Raw genomic sequence first — 20,019 nt, forward strand, 5'->3', positions numbered from 1 at the left:
CTTCGCGCCGCCCTGTCCCTCCCGCGCGCGGCCGCCCGGCCGCGCGCGCCTGCGCGCACCGCGCAACCGGCCTCCTCTCGTTTTCCCTTCTGCGTTTACACCATGCGCCAAACGGCCCCGTTGCGGCCCATAATGGCGGCTATACTTTACGGTCGTAAGGTTCACCGTACGCACCAATCCGGTGCGGCGCCGGGCGAACACGGCTCTGCCGCGCATTCCGCGGCATGACACACGAACGACAGGAATCCACGATGGAGAAGCAACCAGACTCGTCTCGCGATACGCAGAATCGCGAACCGCACCTGCGCAGCGTGCGGCTGACGAGCGACTTCAGCCTGCCGAAGCTGTCGGCACTCGAGATCGGCAGCTATGCGGTTGCGATCCTCGCGATGTGGCTCGTGATCGAGCTCAAGTTGCTCGGCGGGCTGCTGGCCGGCCTGCTCGTCTACCAGCTGATCCACACGATCGCCCCCGTGATCGAACGTCACACCACGAGCATGCGCGCGCGCTGGGTCGCCGTCGTGCTGCTGGCCATCGCGATCGTCGGCGCGCTGACGGGCCTGACGATCGGCATCATCGAGCACTTCGAACGCACGGTGCCGAACCTGCAAAGCCTGCTCGACCAGCTGATGCAGATCGTCGAGCAGACCCGCGCGCGCACGCCGGCCTGGATCGCGAACCTGCTGCCCGTCGACGTCGAGCAGATGAAGACGAAGGCCGCCGTGCTGATGCACTCGCACATGGACCAGCTTCAGCAAAGCGGCAAGAGCGTCGCGCGCGGGTTCGGCCACGTGCTGTTCGGGATGATCATCGGCGCGATGATCGCGATCGGCGTCGAGCACGGCAAGGTGCGCCGGCCGCTGTCCACCGCGCTCGTCACGCGCGTGTCGCGCTTCGCCGACGCATTCCGCCGCATCGTGTTCGCGCAGATCAAGATCTCGGCGATCAACGCGGTGTTCACCGGCATCTACCTGCTCGTCGCGCTGCCGATCTTCCACCAGCGGCTGCCGCTGTCGAAAACGCTCGTGCTCGTCACGTTCATCGTCGGCCTGCTGCCCGTGATCGGCAACCTGATCTCGAACACGCTGATCGTCGCCGTGTCGCTGTCGGTCAGCATGGGCACCGCGATCGCGTCGCTTGCATTCCTCGTGGTCATCCACAAGCTCGAATACTTCCTGAACGCGAAGATCATCGGCGGCCAGATCGAGTCGCGCGCGTGGGAGCTGCTGCTCGCGATGCTGATCATGGAAGCCGCGTTCGGGCTGCCCGGCGTGATCGCCGCGCCGATCTTCTACGCGTACCTGAAGCGCGAGTTGTACCTGCTGCGGCTGATCTGAAGCAGCCTGCGCGCTCAGGCAACAAAAAACGCCGCACCCTGTAAAGGGTGCGGCGTTTTTGCTTGTCCGGGCCTGCGCCGGCGAATCAGCGGAACACGACCGTCTTCGTCCCGTTCAGCACGATCCGGTGCTCGACGTGCCACTTCACCGCGCGCGCGAGCGTCACGCACTCGACGTCGCGACCGATCGCGGTCAGCTGGTCGGGCGTCATGCTGTGGTCGACCCGCTCGACTTCCTGCTCGATGATCGGGCCTTCGTCGAGATCGGTCGTCACGTAGTGCGCGGTCGCGCCGATCAGCTTCACGCCGCGATCGAACGCCTGGTAATAAGGCTTCGCCCCCTTGAAGCTCGGCAGGAACGAATGGTGGATGTTGATCGCGCGCCCGGCGAGCTGTTCGCACATGTTCGGCGACAGGATCTGCATGTAGCGCGCGAGCACGACGAGATCGGCCTGGTGCTCGTCGATCACTTCCAGCACGCGCGCTTCCTGCGCGGCCTTCGCGGCATCGGACGAGCCGCCGATCAGCGGAAAGTGATGGAACGGGATGTTGTAGCTCGCGGCGAGCTGGTAGAACTCCTTGTGGTTCGACACGATCGCCGGGATCTCGATCGGCAGCTGGCCGGTGCGATAGCGGAACAGCAGGTCGTTCAGGCAGTGGCCGATCTTCGACACCATGATCACGACGCGCGGCTTCACGGCCGCGTCATGCAGTTCCCAGCGCATCGAGAACTGCTCGGCGAGCGGCGCGAATTCCTTGCGAAGCGTGTCGAGCGCCGTCGCGGCATCCGCGCCGCCGCCGTCCTGCTCGAAGTGCACGCGCATGAAGAATTCGCTGGTGCGGCTGTCGCCGAACTGCGCCGAATCGAGGATGTTGTTGCTGCGCTCGAACAGGAAGCCCGAGACCGCATGGACGATGCCGTGCCGGTCGGGGCACGACAGTTTCAAGATAAAGCTGTGATCGGTCGGCATGACCGCTACTCCCTTCGTTTCCGTATTCGTCAAATTGCCCGTTCGCGCCGCCGGACTGCGTGCGCGGCACGCGTCACGCGGCCGGTGCGAACAGGGCGTCGATGCCCGCCGCGTCGGCCGCCGGGATCCAGCGGTGGCGCAGCAGCGTGTCGAGCGTCGCGAGGCTCGCATCCATCGTCGCGCGGCCGGCGCGCAGCCAGCCGATCACCTCGGGCACGCCGGCCAGCAGGTGCTCGGCCACTTCGCCGTCCTGGTTGCGCGGCGCGAAGTCGCGCGGCAGCGGCAGGTCGTACACGAAGATCAGTTCGGACTGCGTGCCTTCCGGCAGCGAGCACAGCACCTGCACCGCGCGGCCCGCGATCGCGCGCGCGGCCAGTTCGGCGGGAATGCCGGCTTCTTCCCAGCATTCCTTCGCGAGCGTCTCGTGAACGCCCAGGCCCCAGCCGATCCCGCCCGCGACGACGTTGTCGAGCATGCCGGGGTCGGTTGCCTTGGTCTCGCTGCGGCGGCCGAGCCACATCTGCGGGGCGGCCGCGGCGGGCGGCTCGCCCGGCGCAACCGCATATTCTACGATGCCGTTCAGATGCACCGCGTAAGTCTGCGTGCCGAAAAAGCGCGACGCGGCGCGCTCGATGTACGCGAGCGGCGGATCGTCGAAGCGGTTGCGGATCGCGTAGATCTCGTCGCGCCAGCCGGGAATCGCGCCATCGGCCGCGAGCGCGCCGATGGCGCTCGCCAGCGCCATGCTGCGTGCGTCGACCGAGTCGTAGCGCGACGACAGCACGACGCGCTCGTCGGTCAGCTCGAACACGTCGGGCCAGCGGGCGAGCATCGCGACATCCTGGCGGCGCACCCAGCCGACCGCCTGGCCGGCCATCTCGAAACGCAGGTGCGCGGCCGGATCGAAACGGCGCGCGGCCGCAATGCACGGAAACGTCATCGTCGTCAGTCCTTCAGCGCCACGCGGATGCCGATCGCGATGAACGTCGCGCCGGCGATCCGGTCGAGCCAGACGCCAGCCTTCGGGCGGCGCTTCAGCCACGCGCCGATCATGCCCGCGCCGACGCCGAACAGCGAGAAAACCACGGCCGTCTGCAGCATGAACAGCGCGCCGAGTTCGAACATCTGCAGCGTCACGCCCTGCCCGCCGTGCGGATCGACGAACTGCGGCAGGAACACGACGAAGAACAGCGTGACCTTCGGGTTCATCAGGTTGCCGATCACGCTCTGCCGGAAGATCGTGCCGAGCGGCTGCGGCGGGCGCTCGTGCGCGTTCGCGAGGCCCTGGCTGCGCAGCGCCTTGATGCCGATCCACACGAGGTACGCGGCGCCCGCGAGCTTCAGGATCTCGAACGCGACCGGCGACGAACGCAGCACGGCCGCGACGCCGAGCGCCGCGAGCGTCGTGTGGAACAGGATCCCGGCGGTGAAGCCGAGCGCGGCGACGAAACCGGCCGCGCGGCCCTGCGAGATGCCGCGTGCGAGCACCTGCAGGTTGTCGGGACCCGGCGCGAACGTAATCGCGATCGACGTGGCGAGAAACAGCATGAAGTTGGGCATCGAGACCTCGCTGTGTGACGTGGAATCAGGCGTGCCGGCGCTCAGTGGCCGGCGAATTCGGTGACGGTATAAACCGGCAATCCCGCGTTGCGCAGCAGCGCCGAGCCGCCGAGATCGGGCAGGTCGATGATCGCCGCGCCTTCGACGACCTCCGCGCCGAGCCGCTGCAGCAGGTTGCGCCCCGCCATCATCGTGCCGCCGGTCGCGATCAGGTCGTCCATGATGATCACGCGGTCGCCGGGGCGGCACGCGTCTTCATGGATCTCGACCGTCGCGCTGCCGTATTCGAGGTCGTACGATTCCGAGCGCGTCTTGTACGGCAGCTTGCCGACCTTGCGGATCGGCACGAAGCCGACGCTCAGCTCGTACGCGACGATCGGCGCGATGATGAAGCCGCGCGCGTCGAGGCCCGCGACGTAGTCGAGCTTCGCATCGACATAACGCTCGACGAACAGGTCGACGAGGATGCGCAACGCCTTCGGGCTCTGCAGCAGCGTCGTAATGTCGCGGAACATCACGCCCGGCTGCGGCCAGTCGGGCACCGTGCGGATCTGGCTGTGGATGAAGGCGACCGGATCGAGCGGTGCGCCCGACGACGAATGCGGCATGAAACTCTCCGAAAAAAACGGTGCGCGAAGATCGGGCACCGTTTCGAATAAATACGGGTCAGGTTATCAATCCATGCGCGGCTCAGGCTGCCGCGGCCGGCGGATCGCGCCGATGGCGCGACAGCCGCTCCTCCGCGAGCGCGAGTGCCTCGGGCAGCCCGCGCAGCACGACGATGTCGCTCGCGCGCAGCTTGGTCTGCGGATCGGGTTCGACGCCGCGGATGCCGTGCCGGCGGATCGCCGTGACTTCGAGCCCGAGTACATACAGCCCGAGTTCTTCCAGCGAACGCCCGACCGCGTCCGCGCGCGCATCGACCGGCACCGATTGTAGCCGCACCTGCTCGTGGTCGTCGTCGTCCGCATCGTCCGCGCCGCGGAAATAGCCGCGCAGCAGGCTGTAGCGCTCGTCGCGCATTTCCTCGACGCGCCGCACGACCTTGCGCATCGGCACGCCCACCAGCACCAGCGTGTGCGACGCGAGCATCAGGCTGCCCTCGACGATCTCCGGAATCACCTCGGTCGCGCCGGCCGCGAGCAGCTTCTCGAGATCGGCATCGTCGACGGTGCGCACGATCGCGGGCAGCGTCGGCTCGAGTTCGTGTACGTGGTGAAGCACGCGCAGCGCGGACGGCGTGTTCGCATAGGTAATCGCCACCGCCGCCGCGCGATGGATACCGGCCGCGAGCAGCGACTCGCGGCGCGCTGCGTCGCCGAACACGACCGATTCGCCGGCCGTCGCGGCCGCGCTCACGCGATCGGGGTCGAGGTCGAGCGCGACGTACGAAATGCCTTCCTGTTCGAGCATCCGCGCCAGGTTCTGGCCCGCGCGGCCATAGCCGCAGATGATCACGTGGCCGCGCTGCTTGAGGCTTTGCGTCGCGATCCGCGTCATCTGCAGCGACTGCTGCATCCATTCCGTAGACGAAAGCCGCATCACGATCCGGTCGGCGTTCTGGATCAGGAACGGCGCGGCGAGCATCGACAGCAGCATCGACGCGAGGATCGCCTGCAGCAGCGTCGAATCGACGAGATGCCGGTCGAGGATCAGGTTCAGCAGCACGAAGCCGAATTCCCCGGCCTGCGCGAGCCCGATGCCGGTGCGCATCGCGACACCCGGCGTCGCGCCGAACAGCCGTGCGAGCCCGGCGATCATCGTCCCCTTGAACAGGATCTGCCCGACGAAGAAACCGAGCACGAGGAACGGGTGCTCCCAGATCACGCGCGGATCGAGCAGCATCCCCGTCGTCACGAAGAACAGGCCGAGCAGCACGTCGCGGAACGGCTTGATGTCCTCTTCCACCTGATGGCGGAACGGCGTCTCGGAAATGAGCATCCCCGCGATGAACGCGCCGAGCGCGAGCGACAGGCCGAAGCGGTCGGTGATGAACGCGGCGCCGAGCGTGACGAGCAGCAGGTTCAGCACGAACAGCTCCTGCGAGCGGCGCCGCGCGACGACGTTGAGCCAGCGCGTCATGAAACGCTGGCCGATGACCAGCAGCAGCGTGAGCGCGATCACGATCTTGACGGCCGCGAAGCCGAGCGTGAGCGCGAGGTCCTTCGACGATTCGGCGCCGAACGCGGCGATCACGATCAGCAGCGGCACCACCGCGAGATCCTGGAACAGCAGCACGCCGAAGATGTTGCGGCCGTGTTCGGTCTCGATCTCGAGCCGCTCGGCGAGCATTTTCGACACGATCGCCGTCGACGACATCGCGAGCGCGCCGCCGAGCGCGATGCTGCCCTGCCACGTGATGTGTACCCAGTGCTCGAACAGCATGCCGAGCACGAGCGCGAGCACGAGTGTCGCGACGACCTGCAGCAGTCCGAGCCCGAACACGAGCCGCTGCATCGCCCTCAGCTTCGCCAGCGAGAACTCGAGGCCGATCGAAAACATCAGGAACACCACGCCGAATTCCGCGAGATGCTCCGCGCGCTCGAGGTCGGCCGCGATGCCGAAGGCGTGCGGGCCGACCAGGATGCCGACGGTCAGGTAGCCGAGCATCGGCGGCAGGTTCAGCGAGCGGAATACGACGACGCCCACCACCGATGCCAGCAGCAGCAGGAGCGTCATTTCGAGCGGGGAAATCACGGGCAAAGCGTCCTCGTTCGTCGGGGCCACGGGAAAGCGGGCGCGGCAGGGTGGCGGTGGACAGGCGACATCGGACGAGTCCGAAGGCCCGGCGCGGCGAACAAACGCCTTTGCTATACTCCGCGCATGATAGCGAAAATCAATGATGATCGGGCGCTCGCGCTCGCCCGCGACGTGCTCGACATCGAGGCGGACGCCGTGCGCGCGCTGCGCGACCAGCTCGACGGCGGCTTCGTCCAGGCCGTCGCGCTGCTGCTCGGCTGCCGCGGCCGCGTGGTGGTGTCCGGGATCGGCAAATCGGGGCATATCGCCCGCAAGATCGCGGCCACGCTGGCCAGCACCGGCACGCCGGCCTTCTTCGTCCACCCCGCCGAGGCCAGCCACGGCGACCTCGGGATGGTCACCTCCGACGACGTCTTCATCGGCATCTCCTATTCCGGCGAATCGGAAGAACTCGTCGCGATCCTGCCGCTCGTGAAGCGGATCGGCGCGAAACTGATCGCGATCACGGGCCGCGCGGGATCGAGCCTCGGCACGCTCGCCGACGTGAACCTGAACGCCGCGGTCTCGAAAGAGGCCTGCCCGCTGAACCTCGCGCCCACCGCGAGCACGACCGCCGCGCTCGCGCTCGGCGACGCGCTCGCCGTTGCGGTGCTCGACGCGCGCGGCTTCGGTTCGGAAGATTTCGCGCGCTCGCACCCGGGCGGCGCGCTCGGCCGGCGCCTGCTCACCTACGTGCGCGACGTGATGCGCTCGGGTGACGACGTCCCGTCCGTCGGGCTCGACGCGACGCTGTCGGACGCGCTGTTCCAGATCACCGCGAAGCGCCTCGGCATGACCGCCGTGGTCGACGCCGACGGCAAGGTCGCCGGCATCTTCACCGACGGCGACCTGCGCCGCGTGCTCGCGCGCGACGGCGACTTCCGCACGTTGTCGATCACCGACGTGATGACGCGCGACCCGCGCACGATCGCACCGGATCACCTGGCGGTCGAGGCCGTGGAACTGATGGAGCGCCACCGGATCAACCAGATGCTGGTGGTCGATGCCGACGGCGTGCTGATCGGCGCGCTGAACATGCACGACCTGTTTTCGAAGAAGGTGATCTGATGAGCGCAGCGCTGACTGCGGCCGAACGCGCGAGCCGCGTGAAGCTGATGATTTTCGACGTCGACGGCGTGCTGACCGACGGCGGCCTGCTGTTTACGGCGGCCGGCGACACGATGAAGTCGTTCAATTCCCTCGACGGCCACGGCGTGAAGCTGCTCGGCGAAGCCGGCATCGCAACCGCGATCATCACGGGCCGCCGCTCGGAAATCGTCGCGGCACGCGCGAAGGAAATGAAGATCGCGCACCTGTTCCAGGGCGTCGAGAACAAGCTTGCCGTGTTCGCCGATCTCATCGCATCGCTCGGCCTCGCCGCCGACCAATGCGGCTACATGGGCGACGACTGGCCCGACCTGCCCGTGATGCTGCGCTGCGGCTTCGCGACTGCCCCCGCGAATGCGCACCCCGAGGTGATCGCCCGCGCGCACTGGGTGGCCGAGGCCCGCGGCGGCCACGGCGCCGTACGCGAAGTCTGCGACGCGATCCTGCGCGCGCAGCGCCGCTACGACGCGCTGCTCGCGGCCGCCTGCGGAGCCTGACGGATGAACACGCATTTCCGCTGGACCCAGCTGCTGCCGCTCGTCGCGGTCGCCGCACTCGCGGGCATCACCTGGTGGCTGCTGCAGGCCACGCTGCCGCCGCCCGGCGAGGGCACCGCGCAGCCGAAGCGCCATACGCCCGACTATTTCGCGGACAACTTCTCGGTCACCGAGCTCGACCAGTCCGGCACGACCCAGTACCGGCTGACGGCCGCGAAGCTGATCCACTACGAAGACACCGAAAACAGCGACCTGACCGATCCGGCCATGCGCGCGTTCCAGCCCGGCAAGCCGGTCGTGACGACCACCGCGAAGCGCGGCATCGTCAACGGCGACGTGTCGATCGTCGACTTGTACGACGACGCGCGCATCCTGCGCGCGGCCGGCGGCGGCGATCCGCAGATGCAGGCCGATTCCCAGCATTTCCGGATCTTCGTCAATGACGATGTGATCCAGACCGAAAAGCCGGTTAAACTTCAGCGCGGCCTGTCGCTCGTCAACGCGACCGACGGCATGAAGTACAACAACGTCACCCGGGTCATCGAGCTTTACGGCAACGTGCGCGGCACGATCGCCGCGGCGGACACGTCCGGCGGCTCGAAAGGTCAACCCAAGTGACGCATCCCTCACGTGACTGCATGAACGAACCGTTCCCTCGACAGAATTCCGGCGGCGCTGCGCGCGCCGTCCGCGCCGCGCTTGCCGCGGCGCTCGTGGCGCTCCCGCTGGCCGGGCTGGCGCCGCTCGCCCATGCCGAGAAGGCCGACCAGAACAAGCCGATCAACGTCGAGGCCGACAACCTGACCTATGACGACCTGAAGCAGGTCACGGTCGCGACCGGCAACGTCGTGATCACGAAGGGCACGATCATCATCAAGGGCGATCGCGTCGAAGTGCGCCAGGACCCGGAGGGCTATCAGTACGCCACCTCGTTCGGCAGCGGCAAGAAGCACGCGACGTTCCGCCAGAAGCGCGAAGGCCTCGACGAGTACATCGACGGCGACGCCGAGCGCATCGACTACGACGGCAAGCAGGATCTGACCACGCTGACCACCGCCGCGACCGTGCGCCGCCTGCAGGGCACGTCGACCGTCGCCGATACCGTGCACGGCAGCGTGATCACGTACGACGGCCAGCGCGATTTCTACACCGCGAAGGGCGGCAAGGACGTCGCCGCGCCGGGCAACCCGAACGGCCGCGTGCGCGCGATGCTGTCGCCGAAGAACGGCGGCCCCGCGCCGCTGAACGGCGCGCCGGCGAAGCTGTCGCCGTCGACCACGATCCAGGGGGCGCCGGGCCAATGAACGCACTACCGAACCGCCAGCCGGCCGGCACCACGAGCTCGCTCGTGGTCCGCAACCTGAAGAAGCGCTACGGCTCGCGCACGGTCGTCAAGGACGTGTCGCTCGACGTGAAGAGCGGCGAAGTCGTCGGCCTGCTCGGCCCGAACGGTGCCGGCAAGACCACGTCGTTCTACATGATCGTCGGCCTCGTGCCGCTCGACGCGGGCGAGATCTCGCTGAACGGCAGCTCGATCAGCCTGCTGCCGATCCACAAGCGCGCATCGCTCGGCCTGTCGTACCTGCCGCAGGAAGCGTCGGTGTTCCGCAAGCTGACCGTCGAGGAAAACATCCGCGCGGTGCTCGAGTTGCAGCACGGCGAAGACGGCAAGCGGCTGTCGAAGGACGCGATCGCGTCGCGCACCGAAGCGCTGCTCGACGAGCTGCAGATCGGCCACCTGCGCGAGAACCCCGCGCTGTCGCTGTCGGGCGGCGAGCGGCGCCGGGTCGAAATCGCGCGCGCGCTCGCGACCAACCCGAACTTCATCCTGCTCGACGAACCGTTCGCCGGCGTCGACCCGATCGCGGTGCTCGAGATCCAGAAGATCGTCAAGTTCCTGAAGCAGCGCAACATCGGCGTGCTGATTACCGATCACAACGTCCGCGAAACGCTCGGCATCTGCGACCACGCATACATCATCAGCGACGGTTCGGTGCTCGCCGCCGGTGCGCCGAGCGAAATCATCGAAAACGAAAGCGTGCGCCGCGTGTACCTCGGCGAACACTTCCGGATGTAACTCCCCTTCGTGGCTGGCTGCACCCCGCCCGGCATCGCCGCGCGGGGCCGCGTCCTGCTTTGCAACCACGCCCGCGGCCGTGCCCGCGGCCGGGCGGCGCGCCGCGCGTAATCGCGGATGGCTCAACGCGCCTGGGTCGTGGCAAACTGCCGGTATGACTCCCTCCTTGCCATGAAAGCCAGCCTTCAACTCCGCCTGTCGCAACATCTGGCGCTGACGCCCCAGCTACAGCAGTCGATCCGGCTCCTGCAGTTGTCGACGCTCGAATTGCAGCAGGAAGTCGCGATGGCCGTCGCGCAGAACCCGCTGCTCGAGAACGACGACGAATGGATAGCGAGCCCGCTGCGTGTCGCAGCGGACGGATCGTTGATCGCGCAGACGCCTCCCGCCCAGAACACCGAGCCCGCTGCGACAAACAGCAGCAGTTCGTCGAGCGAGCGCGCCGAGCGCGACGAACCGGCGGGCGCGGACGAATACGACGGTTACGCGTCCGGCGACGGCAACGACGGCCCGCAGTGGAATCTCGACGAATTCGGCCGCGCGAGCGGCGCATCCGACGACGACGACCTCCCGCCGCTGCAGGTGCAGGAAGCGGCGACGTCGCTGCGCGACCACCTGTCCGCGCAGTTGCGCGTCACGCAGGCCAGCCCGCGCGATCGCGCGCTCGTGATGTTCCTGATCGAATCGCTCGACGACGACGGCTACCTGACCGCCACGCTCGACGAAGTGCTCGCCGACCTGCCGCCCGAGCTGGAAATCGACTGCGACGAACTGAACGCGGCGCTCGCGCTGCTGCACAGCTTCGACCCGGCCGGGGTCGGCGCCCGCTCGGCATCCGAATGCCTGAAGCTGCAGTTGCTGCGCCTCGATCCGTCCCCGACACGCACGCTCGCACTCGAGATCGTGTCGCAGCATCTCGAACTGCTCGCCGCCCGCGACTTCACGCGGCTGCGCAAGCACCTGAAGGCGAGCGACGACGCGCTGCGCGACGCGCACACGCTGATCCGCTCGCTGGAGCCGTTCCCCGGCGCCGCATACGGCAAGGCCGAGGCCGACTACGTCGTGCCCGACATCATTGTGAAGAAGGCCGGCCAGGGATGGCTCGCGGAGCTCAATCCGGAGGTCGTGCCGCGCCTGCGGATCAACAACCTCTACGCGAACATCCTGCGCAACAGCCGCGGCGATCCGTCGGCCGGTTCGCTCAAGCAGCAGCTCCAGGAAGCACGCTGGCTGATCAAGAACATCCAGCAGCGATTCGACACGATCCTGCGTGTCGCGCAGGCGATTGTCGAGCGTCAAAAGAACTTCTTTGCGCACGGTGAAATTGCCATGCGCCCCTTGGTTTTGCGGGAAATAGCTGATACGCTGGGCCTACACGAGTCGACTGTCAGCCGTGTGACAACCGGGAAGTACATGCTGACCCCGTTCGGGACGCTTGAATTTAAGTACTTCTTCGGATCTCACGTCTCGACCGACACCGGTGGCGCCGCGTCGTCGACCGCCATCCGAGCCCTCATCAAGCAACTGATAGGAGCTGAAGACCCAAAATCGCCACTTTCGGACAGCCGCATTGCCGAGCTGCTGGCAGAACAGGGGTTCGTGGTCGCGCGCCGCACGGTTGCGAAGTATCGCGAAGCCCTCAAGATCCCGGCAGTGAATCTGCGCAAGTCTCTTTAAGCCTGCTGCCTGCCCGGCGGCAGGCGTGTTCCGGCCACCGCGCACACGGGGAACAGGCCGGGCGACCTGTCCGCGATACGCCGCCTCGTGCGGCACGGGCAAGTCGACCGGAGCGCCGCCTCGATGCGGCCGGGTGGTCACTCGCTTGGAGAAGCACTATGAACCTGAAGATCAGTGGACATCATCTCGAAGTCACGCCTGCAATTCGCGAATACGTGATCACCAAGCTGGACCGGGTGCTACGGCATAGCGATCAGGTGATCGATGGCACTGTGATCCTCTCGGTCGACAATCACAAGGAAAAGGACAAGCAGCAGCGCGCGGAAATCAATCTGCACCTGAAGGGCAAGGACATCTTCGTCGAAAGCGCGAACGGTAACCTGTATGCGGCGATCGACCTGCTGATCGACAAGCTGGACCGTCAGGTCGTCAAGCACATGGAGCGCCTGCAAACGCACGCGCACGACCCGATCAAGCTTCAACCGTCGATCGACCAGATCGAACTGCCGCCGCAGTAACCTTCACCGCAACACACACGTCGCCCGGCTCGCCGGGCGTTTTTTTTGCGACTCCTCGCGGTGGTGCAACCGGTCCGTCCACGCTGCGCCACGCACGCAGCTGTGCTCTATAATGTTCCGGTTATCGCCGGGGGGCGCTGGATGCGGTAGCTGCCTTGCAGATTGCCGATGCAGAACGCCTTGATATCGCCGAACATGGATGATCAGTCTGCCGCCGCAAGGAGACCCCAGGCCGCCCAATCGCCTGCCAACATGAATCGCCTAGCCAAAATCCTGCCCATAGAGAACGTCGTCATCGACCTCTCAGTCACCAGCAAGAAACGCGTGTTCGAACAAGCCGGGCTGATGTTCGAGAATCAGAACGGCATCGCCCGCAGCACCGTCACGGACAACCTGTTCGCGCGCGAGCGCCTCGGCTCGACCGGGCTCGGCGAAGGCGTCGCGATTCCGCACGGGCGCATCAAGGGTCTCAAGCACCCGCTCGCCGCGTTCGTCCGGCTCGCCGATGCGATCCCGTTCGAAGCCCCCGACGGCCAGCCGGTCGGCCTCCTGATCTTCCTGCTCGTGCCCGAGCAAGCCACCCAGCAACACCTCGAGATCCTGTCGGAAATCGCGCAACTGCTGTCCGATCGCGACGCGCGCGAGCGTCTGCACAACGAAACGGACATCGCCGAGTTGCATCGCCTGCTCACTCAGTGGCAACCTTGAGTTGATCCGGGCGGATTATTTTCCCGTACGAGGCGGCGCACGCCGCCGTCCAGGGCCGCCCGGCGCCGGCCCGGCATGGCGACGTCCGTCGCCGCGCGCATGCACCGGCCCATTGGAGTGACGGAGCAGTCATGGATACGTCCAGCATCAACGCCCAGAGCATCTTCGACGACAACGCGGCCACGCTGAAACTGAGCTGGCTGACGGGGCATGAAGGCTGGGAACGCGGCTTTTCGGCCGACACCGTCGGCAATGCAACCTCGAGCGCCGACCTCGTCGGCCACCTGAACCTGATCCACCCGAACCGGATCCAGGTGCTCGGCGAAGCCGAAATCGACTACTACCAGCGGCAGACCGACGAAGACCGTTCGCGCCACATGGCCGAGCTGATCGCCCTCGAACCGCCGTTCCTCGTCGTCGCGGGCGGCGCCGCCGCCCCGCCCGAACTCGTGCTGCGCTGTACGCGCTCGTCGACCCCGCTGTTCACGACGCCGATGTCGGCCGCCGCGGTGATCGACAGCCTGCGACTCTACATGTCGCGGATCCTCGCGCCGCGTGCGACGCTGCACGGCGTGTTCATCGACATCCTCGGGATGGGCGTGCTGCTGACCGGCGATTCGGGCCTCGGCAAGAGCGAACTCGGCCTCGAGCTGATCAGCCGCGGCCACGGCCTCGTCGCCGACGACGCGGTCGATTTCGTCCGACTTGGCCCCGATTTCGTCGAAGGGCGCTGCCCGCCGCTGCTGCAGAACCTGCTCGAAGTGCGCGGCCTCGGCCTGCTCGACATCAAGACGATCTTCGGTGAAACCGCCGTGCGGCGGAAAATGAAGCTGAAGCTGATCGTCCAGCTCGTGCGGCGCCCCGACGGCGAATTCCAGCGCCTGCCGCTCGAAAGCCAGACCGTCGACGTGCTCGGCTTGCCGATCAGCAAGGTCACGATCCAGGTTGCAGCCGGCCGCAACCTCGCGGTGCTCGTCGAGGCGGCCGTCCGGAACACGATCCTGCAGTTGCGCGGAATCGACACGTTGCGCGATTTCATGGATCGGCAACGACTCGCGATGCAAGATCCCGACAGTCAATTCCCCGGCAAACTGGTGTAACCCGCACGCGCCGGCCACGCAACGCCGACGCGTCGAGCCGGTGCTATGATGAAACGTCAGGATTCTCTGCTTCCCATGCGCATCGTCCTCATCACCGGCATCTCCGGCTCAGGCAAGTCCGTCGCGCTGAACGCGCTCGAAGACGCAGGCTATTACTGCGTCGACAACCTGCCGCCGCACGTGCTCCCCGAACTTGCCCGCTACCTCGCGGAGGATGGCCAGCACCGGCTCGCGGTCGCGATCGACGCGCGCTCGAGCGCATCGCTCGACGAAATGCCCGGCCTGATTCGCGAGCTGTCGCGCGAGCACGACGTGCGCGTGCTGTTCCTCAACGCGAGCACCCAGTCGCTGATCCAGCGCTTCTCCGAAACGCGCCGCCGTCATCCGCTGTCCGGCTCGCTGTCGCATGATGCGGACGTCGGCCTGCTGTCGTCGCTCGAGGAAGCGATCGAACGCGAACGCCACCTCGTCGCGCCGCTCGCCGAATTCGGCCACCAGATCGACACGAGCACGCTGCGCGCGAACGCGCTGCGTACGTGGGTCAAGCGCTTCATCGAGCAGAAGAACAACGACCTGATGGTGATGTTCGAATCATTCGGTTTCAAGCGCGGCGTGCCGCTCGACGCCGACCTGATGTTCGACGTGCGCGCGCTGCCGAACCCGTACTACGACCACGAGTTGCGCCCGCTCACCGGGCTCGACCAACCGGTCATCGCCTTTCTCGACGCACTGCCGATCGTCCACCAGATGATCGACGACATCCATGCGTTCCTGATGAAATGGCTGCCGCACTTCCGCGATGACAACCGCAGCTACCTGACCGTCGCCATCGGCTGCACGGGCGGGCAGCATCGTTCGGTGTTCATCGCGGAAACGCTTGCCGCGCGCCTTGCGCGCGAGGCGAACGTGATCGTGCGGCATCGTGACGCGCCAGTGGATGTCGACGCGTCGTCGCGGCTCGTCTCCGAGGTCGACCGACCCTAGCGACGCACGCCCCAACGCCCGCGCGCCATGTCCTCCCTATCGACCACCCTGATCGACCTGCCGCTGTTTCCGCTGCACACGGTGCTGTTTCCGGGGGGGCTGCTCCCGCTCAAGGTGTTCGAGGCGCGCTATCTCGACATGTCCCGCGCGTGCCTGCGCGACAACGCGCCGTTCGGCGTGTGCCTGCTGAAGAGCGGGCCCGAAGTCGCACAGGACGGCGCCGTGTCGGTGCCCGAGACCATCGGCTGCATGGCGCGCATCACCGAGTGCGATACCGGCGAATTCGGCATGCTTTATCTGCAGGCCGTCGGCACGCAGCGTTTCGAGCTGCTGTCGTATCGCGTCGAAGGCAACGGGCTGCTGGTCGGCATCGCTGAACCGCTGCCCGACGACATCCCGCTCGAAGGCGAGCAGGCGCTCGCTCAATTCGGCTCGTGCGCCGAGGTGCTCGAGCGCATCATCAACGCGCTGAAGAAGTCCGATCCGGAGAAAATGCCGTTCGGCGAACCGTTCCGCCTCGACGATCCGAGCTGGGTGTCGAACCGCCTCGCGGAACTGCTGCCGCTCGACCTGCGCGCGCGGCAGAAGCTGATGGAGTTTCCGGACGTCGGCGCGCGCATCGATGCCGTGCACCACGTACTCGACCGGCACGGCTGGCTGTAACTACCGCGGCCGATTCCGTCGCGCGTCGCACCCGCCGGAAGATCTTTCCCGCAAGCGGTATCCCGGCGTTCCCGAACGCGGCCCGCGCCGCGCCCTTCCCGTTCGTTACAACAACGGCCCGCTCAGCGCATCGAGCAGCTTGCGCACGGGCGCCGGCACGCCGTACGCGTCGAGCCTGCTCAGCGGGACCCACGCGGTATCCGCATCCCGCGCCCCCGAAGGCAGGCCGCCACCGTCGGCCATGTCGCTCAGCCGAGGCTCGATCTCGAGCCGGAAATGCGTAAACGTGTGCGTGAGCGGCGCGAGCGGCACCGTGCCGCCGCCGCCGAAGCCGCGCGCGAGTTCCGCGAGCGCGGCGTCGCCGTCCGCTTGCGGCAGGCTCCACAGCCCGCCCCAGATGCCGGTCGGCGGCCGGCGCTCGAGCAGCACGGCATCACCGTCGCGCAGCACGAGCATCCAGGTCTTGCGTGTCGGCACCGCCTTCTTCGGCCGCGCGGCCGGCAGCTCGCGCTGGCGGCCCGTCGATTGCGCAACGCAATCGCCCGCGAACGGGCAACGCGCGCAATCGGGCTTGCCGCGCACGCACAGCGTCGCACCGAGATCCATCAGCCCCTGCGTGTACGCGCTCACGTCGGCCGCATTCGCGGCGTCGGGCAACAGCGATTCGGCGAGCGCCCACATGTCGTTCTCGACACGCTTCTCGCCCGGAAAGCCCTCGACGCCGAAAACCCGCGCAAGCACGCGCTTCACGTTGCCGTCGAGGATCGTCGCGCGCGCGCCGTACGCGAACGACGCGATCGCCGCGGCCGTCGAACGGCCGATGCCCGGCAGTTCGGCCAACGCGTCGGGCGTCGCCGGAAACGCGCCGCCGTGCTCGGCGACGACGGCCTGCGCGCAGCGGTGCAGATTGCGCGCGCGCGAGTAGTAACCGAGCCCCGCCCACAGCGCCATCACGTCGTCGGTCGGCGCGGCCGCGAGCGCGGCGACGTCCGGGTAGCGTTCGAGAAAGCGCGTGTAATACGGGATGACGGTCGATACCTGCGTCTGCTGCAGCATGATTTCCGACAGCCAGATCCGGTACGGATCTCGCGTGTTCTGCCACGGCAGGTCGTGGCGGCCATGCTCGCGCTGCCATGCGACCAGGCGCGTGGCGAACGTGCGATGCAGCGGCGTGACGGGGAATGGAGCGGGGGCGATGCGGGGCGGCTTCAAGTTATCTGATCGGGGAAAAAGGTTTCAACGCCGAGGTTTCAACGCTGGCAGGTCGGGCAAAAATAAGTCGACCGTTGGCCCTGCACGATCTGGCGAATCGGTGTGCCGCATACGCGGCAGGGTTGGCCGGCACGGTCGTAGACGAAGCAGTCGAGCTGGAAATAGCCGCTTTCGCCGTTGCTGCCGACAAAATCGCGCAACGTGCTGCCGCCACGCTCGATCGCGTCGGCGAGTGTCGCGCGCACCGCGTCGGCCAGCCGCTCGTAGCGCGGCAGCGAGACCTTGCCGGCGGCCGTCGTCGGCCGGATGCCCGCGCGAAACAGGCTCTCCGACGCATAGATGTTGCCGACGCCGACGACCATGTCGCCCGCGAGCAGCGCCTGCTTGACCGAAACGGTGCGGCCGCGCGTGCGCGCGTGCAGCAGCGCGCCGGTAAACGCCGGCGAGAACGGCTCGACGCCGAGGCTCGCGAGCAGCGGATGTGCATGCACGTCGCCTGCTTCGCGCGGGTGCCACAGCACCGCGCCGAAGCGGCGCGGATCGCGGAACCGCAGCACGAATTCGTCGAAGATCCAGTCGATGTGGTCATGCTTGGCGGCGACCGGCACGCCGTCGGCGGGCAGCACGCGCAGCGTGCCCGTCATGCCGAGATGGACGATGAACCAGCCTGCGTCGACCTCGAACAGCAGGTACTTGCCGCGACGCTCGACGGCGAGCACCTCGCGCGCGCGCAACTGCTCGGCGAGCCCTGCCGGCACGGGCCAGCGCAACATCTCGGTACGGACGTCGACTCGCTCGACGCGGCGGCCTGCGACAAAGGGCTCGATGCCCCGGCGCGTGACTTCGACTTCTGGCAACTCTGGCATGTTTTACGGGTCTGAGGCTGGATTCACGATCGTGCGTGTATTGTAGCGAGCGCGTTACAATCGGTTGAAACATCGAACGGATTTCCATGACCCTGCCCTCGAAGCTGCTTCTGAAGCGCCCCGCCGCCGTGCGCGGCGCGCGTGCCTTCCCGGTCCGCCGTGCGCTCGGCGCCGCGCTGTTCGCCGCCTGGACCCTCACCGCCTTCCCGGCTCACGCGCAGGATCCGGCATCGGACGACGCGGAACCGCAGGGCGCGTTCGAGCACGTGATGCCGGACGAGCAGAAGAATCTCCCCGGCGTTCCGCTGACGAGCCAGATCGTCTACCAGGTGCTCGCCGCCGAGGTCGCGCTCCAGCGCAACCAGCCCGCACCGGCCTACCAGACCTACCTCGCGCTTGCCCGCGACACGCGCGATCCGCGCATGGCCCAGCGCGCGACCGAGATCGCGCTCGGTGCGCAGAGCCCGGCCGACGCGCTGTCCGCCGCGAACCTGTGGCGCCAGTACGCACCGGAATCGAACCGGGCGTCGCAAGTCGACGCCGCGCTGCTGGTGCTCGCCGGCAAGCCGGCCGACGCGCAGCCGATGCTCGCGCGCGAGCTGGCCCGGGCGACCGGCGAGACGCGCGGCCCGGCGATCCTCGCGCTGCAGGCGCTGCTCGTGCGCGGCCCCGACCGCGTCGGCGGCCTCGCGGTGCTGAAGGACATGCTGAAGAACGACCTGAACCGGCCCGAGGCTCAGCTCGCGATCGCGCGCCAGCAGCTTGCGGTCGACGACAAGGACGGCGCCGCGCAGTCGCTGAAGCAGGCGCTGCAGATCCGCCCCGACTACCTGCCGGCGGCCCTGATGCTGTCGCAGATGGGGCCTGCGGAACGCGCGGCGGGCATCGCGTCGTTCGAGAAGTATGTTCAGCAGAATCCGAAGTCGCGCGATGCGCGGCTCGCGCTGTCGCAGCTCTATCTCGCCGACGATCGCCTCGACGACGCGCAGAAGCAGTTCGAGACGATGCGCAAGCTCGACTCGAAGGATCCGACGCCGCTGATGGCGCTCGCGCTGATCAAGATCCAGCAGAAGAAGCTCGACGAAGCCACCGCCTACCTGAAGCAGTACGTACAGCTCGGCGACAAGCAGCCGAACCTCGACGTCGGCCAGGGCTACATCTACCTCGCGCAGATCGCGATCGACCAGAACAACGACGCGCTGGCGTCGCAATGGCTCGACAAGGTCGACCAGACGAGCCAGCACTATCTCCCCGCGCAGATCACGCGCGCGCAACTGCTGCAGAAACAGGGCAAGACCGACGAGGCGCGCAAGGTGCTCGACGACCTGCCGATCACGGATCCGCGCGATGCCGCCGTGGTCGCTCGCACCGACGCGTCGATCCTGTTCACCGCGAAGCGCTACCCGGAAGCCGAGGCCCGGCTCGGGCAGGCGGTCCAGGACTTCCCGGACGATCCCGACCTGCGCTACGACTACGCGATGGCGGCCGAAAAAACCGGCCATTACACGACGATGGAAAAGCAGCTGCGCGAGCTGATCCGCACGCAGCCCGACAATCCGCAGGCGTACAACGCGCTCGGCTATTCGCTCGCCGACCGCAACCAGCGACTGCCCGAAGCCAGCAAGCTGATCGACAAGGCGATGACGCTCGCGCCGAACGACGCCTACATCATGGACAGTCTCGGCTGGGTGAAGTACCGGATGGGCGATACGGCCGGCGCGGCGAAGGTGCTGCGGCGCGCGTACGAACTGCAGCCGAACGCCGAAATCGGCGCGCATCTCGGCGAAGTGCTGTGGAAGAGCGGCGCGCAGGACGACGCGCGTTCCGCGTGGCGTGACGCGCAGAAGCTCGAGCCGGACAACGACACGCTCGTGCAGACACTGAAACGCCTCCAGATCAACGGCCTCTGATGCAGATGTTCCCGACGTTTTCCCTGTCCTCCCGCGCGCAGCGCACGCTGGCCGCAGCCGGCGCGGCGCTTGCGCTCGCCGGCTGCGCGAGCAC

The 20,019-nt window shown here is 67.3% G+C and carries 20 protein-coding genes; 13 read left to right on the top strand and 7 right to left on the bottom strand.

Going from position 1 to position 20,019, the window contains the following annotated elements:
- The first annotated feature begins 251 nt into the window (after window positions 1-251).
- Complete coding sequence (locus ABY44_RS10040; protein ID WP_027789110.1) at window positions 252-1,337, top strand: AI-2E family transporter; 1,086 nt, start codon at window positions 252-254, stop codon at window positions 1,335-1,337.
- An 85-nt stretch (window positions 1,338-1,422) separates the two neighbouring features.
- Here ABY44_RS10040 and purU read toward each other — a convergent pair whose 3' ends face one another.
- The 5 genes from purU to ABY44_RS10065 all read right to left on the bottom strand — a co-directional run bounded on the left by purU (window position 1,423) and on the right by ABY44_RS10065 (window position 6,564).
- Entirely contained in the window at window positions 1,423-2,307 is an 885-nt protein-coding gene (gene purU / locus ABY44_RS10045; protein WP_021162590.1) for a formyltetrahydrofolate deformylase, read from the bottom strand.
- 73 nt (window positions 2,308-2,380) lie between these two features.
- Window positions 2,381-3,247, bottom strand: coding sequence for an NUDIX hydrolase (locus tag ABY44_RS10050; RefSeq protein ID WP_060171873.1), 867 nt, complete (start codon window positions 3,245-3,247; stop codon window positions 2,381-2,383).
- Between the two features lie 5 nt (window positions 3,248-3,252).
- Window positions 3,253-3,867, bottom strand: a complete 615-nt coding sequence (locus tag ABY44_RS10055) for a LysE family translocator (RefSeq protein WP_021162592.1) — start codon at window positions 3,865-3,867, stop codon at window positions 3,253-3,255.
- A gap of 41 nt (window positions 3,868-3,908) precedes the next feature.
- Complete coding sequence (locus ABY44_RS10060; protein WP_011353218.1) at window positions 3,909-4,475, bottom strand: adenine phosphoribosyltransferase; 567 nt, start codon at window positions 4,473-4,475, stop codon at window positions 3,909-3,911.
- Window positions 4,476-4,557: 82 nt separating this feature from the next.
- On the bottom strand, window positions 4,558-6,564 hold the full coding sequence (locus ABY44_RS10065; protein WP_027789107.1) for a monovalent cation:proton antiporter family protein: 2,007 nt from the start codon (window positions 6,562-6,564) through the stop codon (window positions 4,558-4,560).
- Between the two features lie 126 nt (window positions 6,565-6,690).
- On the opposite strand from ABY44_RS10065, the gene kdsD reads away from it, so the two are divergent.
- From kdsD to ABY44_RS10120, 11 genes are all read left to right on the top strand, one after another.
- Entirely contained in the window at window positions 6,691-7,674 is a 984-nt protein-coding gene (gene kdsD, locus ABY44_RS10070; RefSeq protein ID WP_027789106.1) for an arabinose 5-phosphate isomerase KdsD, read from the top strand.
- Complete coding sequence (locus tag ABY44_RS10075) at window positions 7,674-8,210, top strand: KdsC family phosphatase (protein ID WP_021162596.1); 537 nt, start codon at window positions 7,674-7,676, stop codon at window positions 8,208-8,210. The genes kdsD and ABY44_RS10075 overlap by 1 nt, the downstream gene beginning before the upstream one ends.
- A gap of 3 nt (window positions 8,211-8,213) precedes the next feature.
- Entirely contained in the window at window positions 8,214-8,828 is a 615-nt protein-coding gene (gene lptC / locus ABY44_RS10080) for an LPS export ABC transporter periplasmic protein LptC (RefSeq protein WP_027789105.1), read from the top strand.
- Between the two features lie 20 nt (window positions 8,829-8,848).
- Complete coding sequence (lptA, locus tag ABY44_RS10085) at window positions 8,849-9,514, top strand: lipopolysaccharide transport periplasmic protein LptA (protein WP_021162598.1); 666 nt, start codon at window positions 8,849-8,851, stop codon at window positions 9,512-9,514.
- Window positions 9,511-10,287: an LPS export ABC transporter ATP-binding protein gene (gene lptB / locus ABY44_RS10090; protein WP_021162599.1), complete on the top strand. Its 777-nt coding sequence runs from the start codon at window positions 9,511-9,513 to the stop codon at window positions 10,285-10,287. The genes lptA and lptB overlap by 4 nt, the downstream gene beginning before the upstream one ends.
- Window positions 10,288-10,458: 171 nt before the next feature.
- Window positions 10,459-11,964, top strand: a complete 1,506-nt coding sequence (locus ABY44_RS10095; protein WP_042977154.1) for an RNA polymerase factor sigma-54 — start codon at window positions 10,459-10,461, stop codon at window positions 11,962-11,964.
- 158 nt (window positions 11,965-12,122) lie between these two features.
- Entirely contained in the window at window positions 12,123-12,482 is a 360-nt protein-coding gene (gene hpf, locus ABY44_RS10100; RefSeq protein ID WP_006477786.1) for a ribosome hibernation-promoting factor, HPF/YfiA family, read from the top strand.
- Between the two features lie 168 nt (window positions 12,483-12,650).
- Window positions 12,651-13,190, top strand: coding sequence for a PTS sugar transporter subunit IIA (locus tag ABY44_RS10105; RefSeq protein ID WP_034195946.1), 540 nt, complete (start codon window positions 12,651-12,653; stop codon window positions 13,188-13,190).
- 131 nt (window positions 13,191-13,321) lie between these two features.
- The gene (gene hprK / locus ABY44_RS10110; RefSeq protein ID WP_011353227.1) at window positions 13,322-14,290 is read left to right on the top strand and encodes an HPr(Ser) kinase/phosphatase; all 969 of its coding nucleotides are present in this window, start codon (window positions 13,322-13,324) and stop codon (window positions 14,288-14,290) included.
- A 75-nt stretch (window positions 14,291-14,365) separates the two neighbouring features.
- Window positions 14,366-15,274, top strand: a complete 909-nt coding sequence (gene rapZ / locus ABY44_RS10115) for an RNase adapter RapZ (RefSeq protein ID WP_021162602.1) — start codon at window positions 14,366-14,368, stop codon at window positions 15,272-15,274.
- 27 nt (window positions 15,275-15,301) lie between these two features.
- A complete protein-coding gene (locus ABY44_RS10120) occupies window positions 15,302-15,937 on the top strand; it encodes an LON peptidase substrate-binding domain-containing protein (RefSeq protein WP_027789102.1) in 636 nt (211 codons plus the stop codon).
- A 105-nt stretch (window positions 15,938-16,042) separates the two neighbouring features.
- On the opposite strand, the gene mutY is transcribed toward ABY44_RS10120, so the two are convergent.
- Both mutY and mutM read right to left on the bottom strand, forming a co-directional pair.
- The gene (gene mutY / locus ABY44_RS10125; protein ID WP_027789101.1) at window positions 16,043-17,149 is read right to left on the bottom strand and encodes an A/G-specific adenine glycosylase; all 1,107 of its coding nucleotides are present in this window, start codon (window positions 17,147-17,149) and stop codon (window positions 16,043-16,045) included.
- 38 nt (window positions 17,150-17,187) lie between these two features.
- Window positions 17,188-18,015, bottom strand: coding sequence for a bifunctional DNA-formamidopyrimidine glycosylase/DNA-(apurinic or apyrimidinic site) lyase (gene mutM, locus ABY44_RS10130; RefSeq protein WP_059688686.1), 828 nt, complete (start codon window positions 18,013-18,015; stop codon window positions 17,188-17,190).
- Between the two features lie 86 nt (window positions 18,016-18,101).
- Between mutM and ABY44_RS10135 the strand changes: the two genes are divergently transcribed.
- Window positions 18,102-19,925 (top strand): tetratricopeptide repeat protein, encoded by a 1,824-nt coding sequence (locus ABY44_RS10135; protein WP_027789099.1) that lies wholly within the window; start codon window positions 18,102-18,104, stop codon window positions 19,923-19,925.
- Window positions 19,926-20,019 lie beyond the last annotated feature (94 nt).

Origin of the sequence: Burkholderia sp. ZZQ-2, from assembly GCF_050768715.1 — a bacterium.
Lineage (GTDB): Bacteria > Pseudomonadota > Gammaproteobacteria > Burkholderiales > Burkholderiaceae > Burkholderia > Burkholderia cepacia.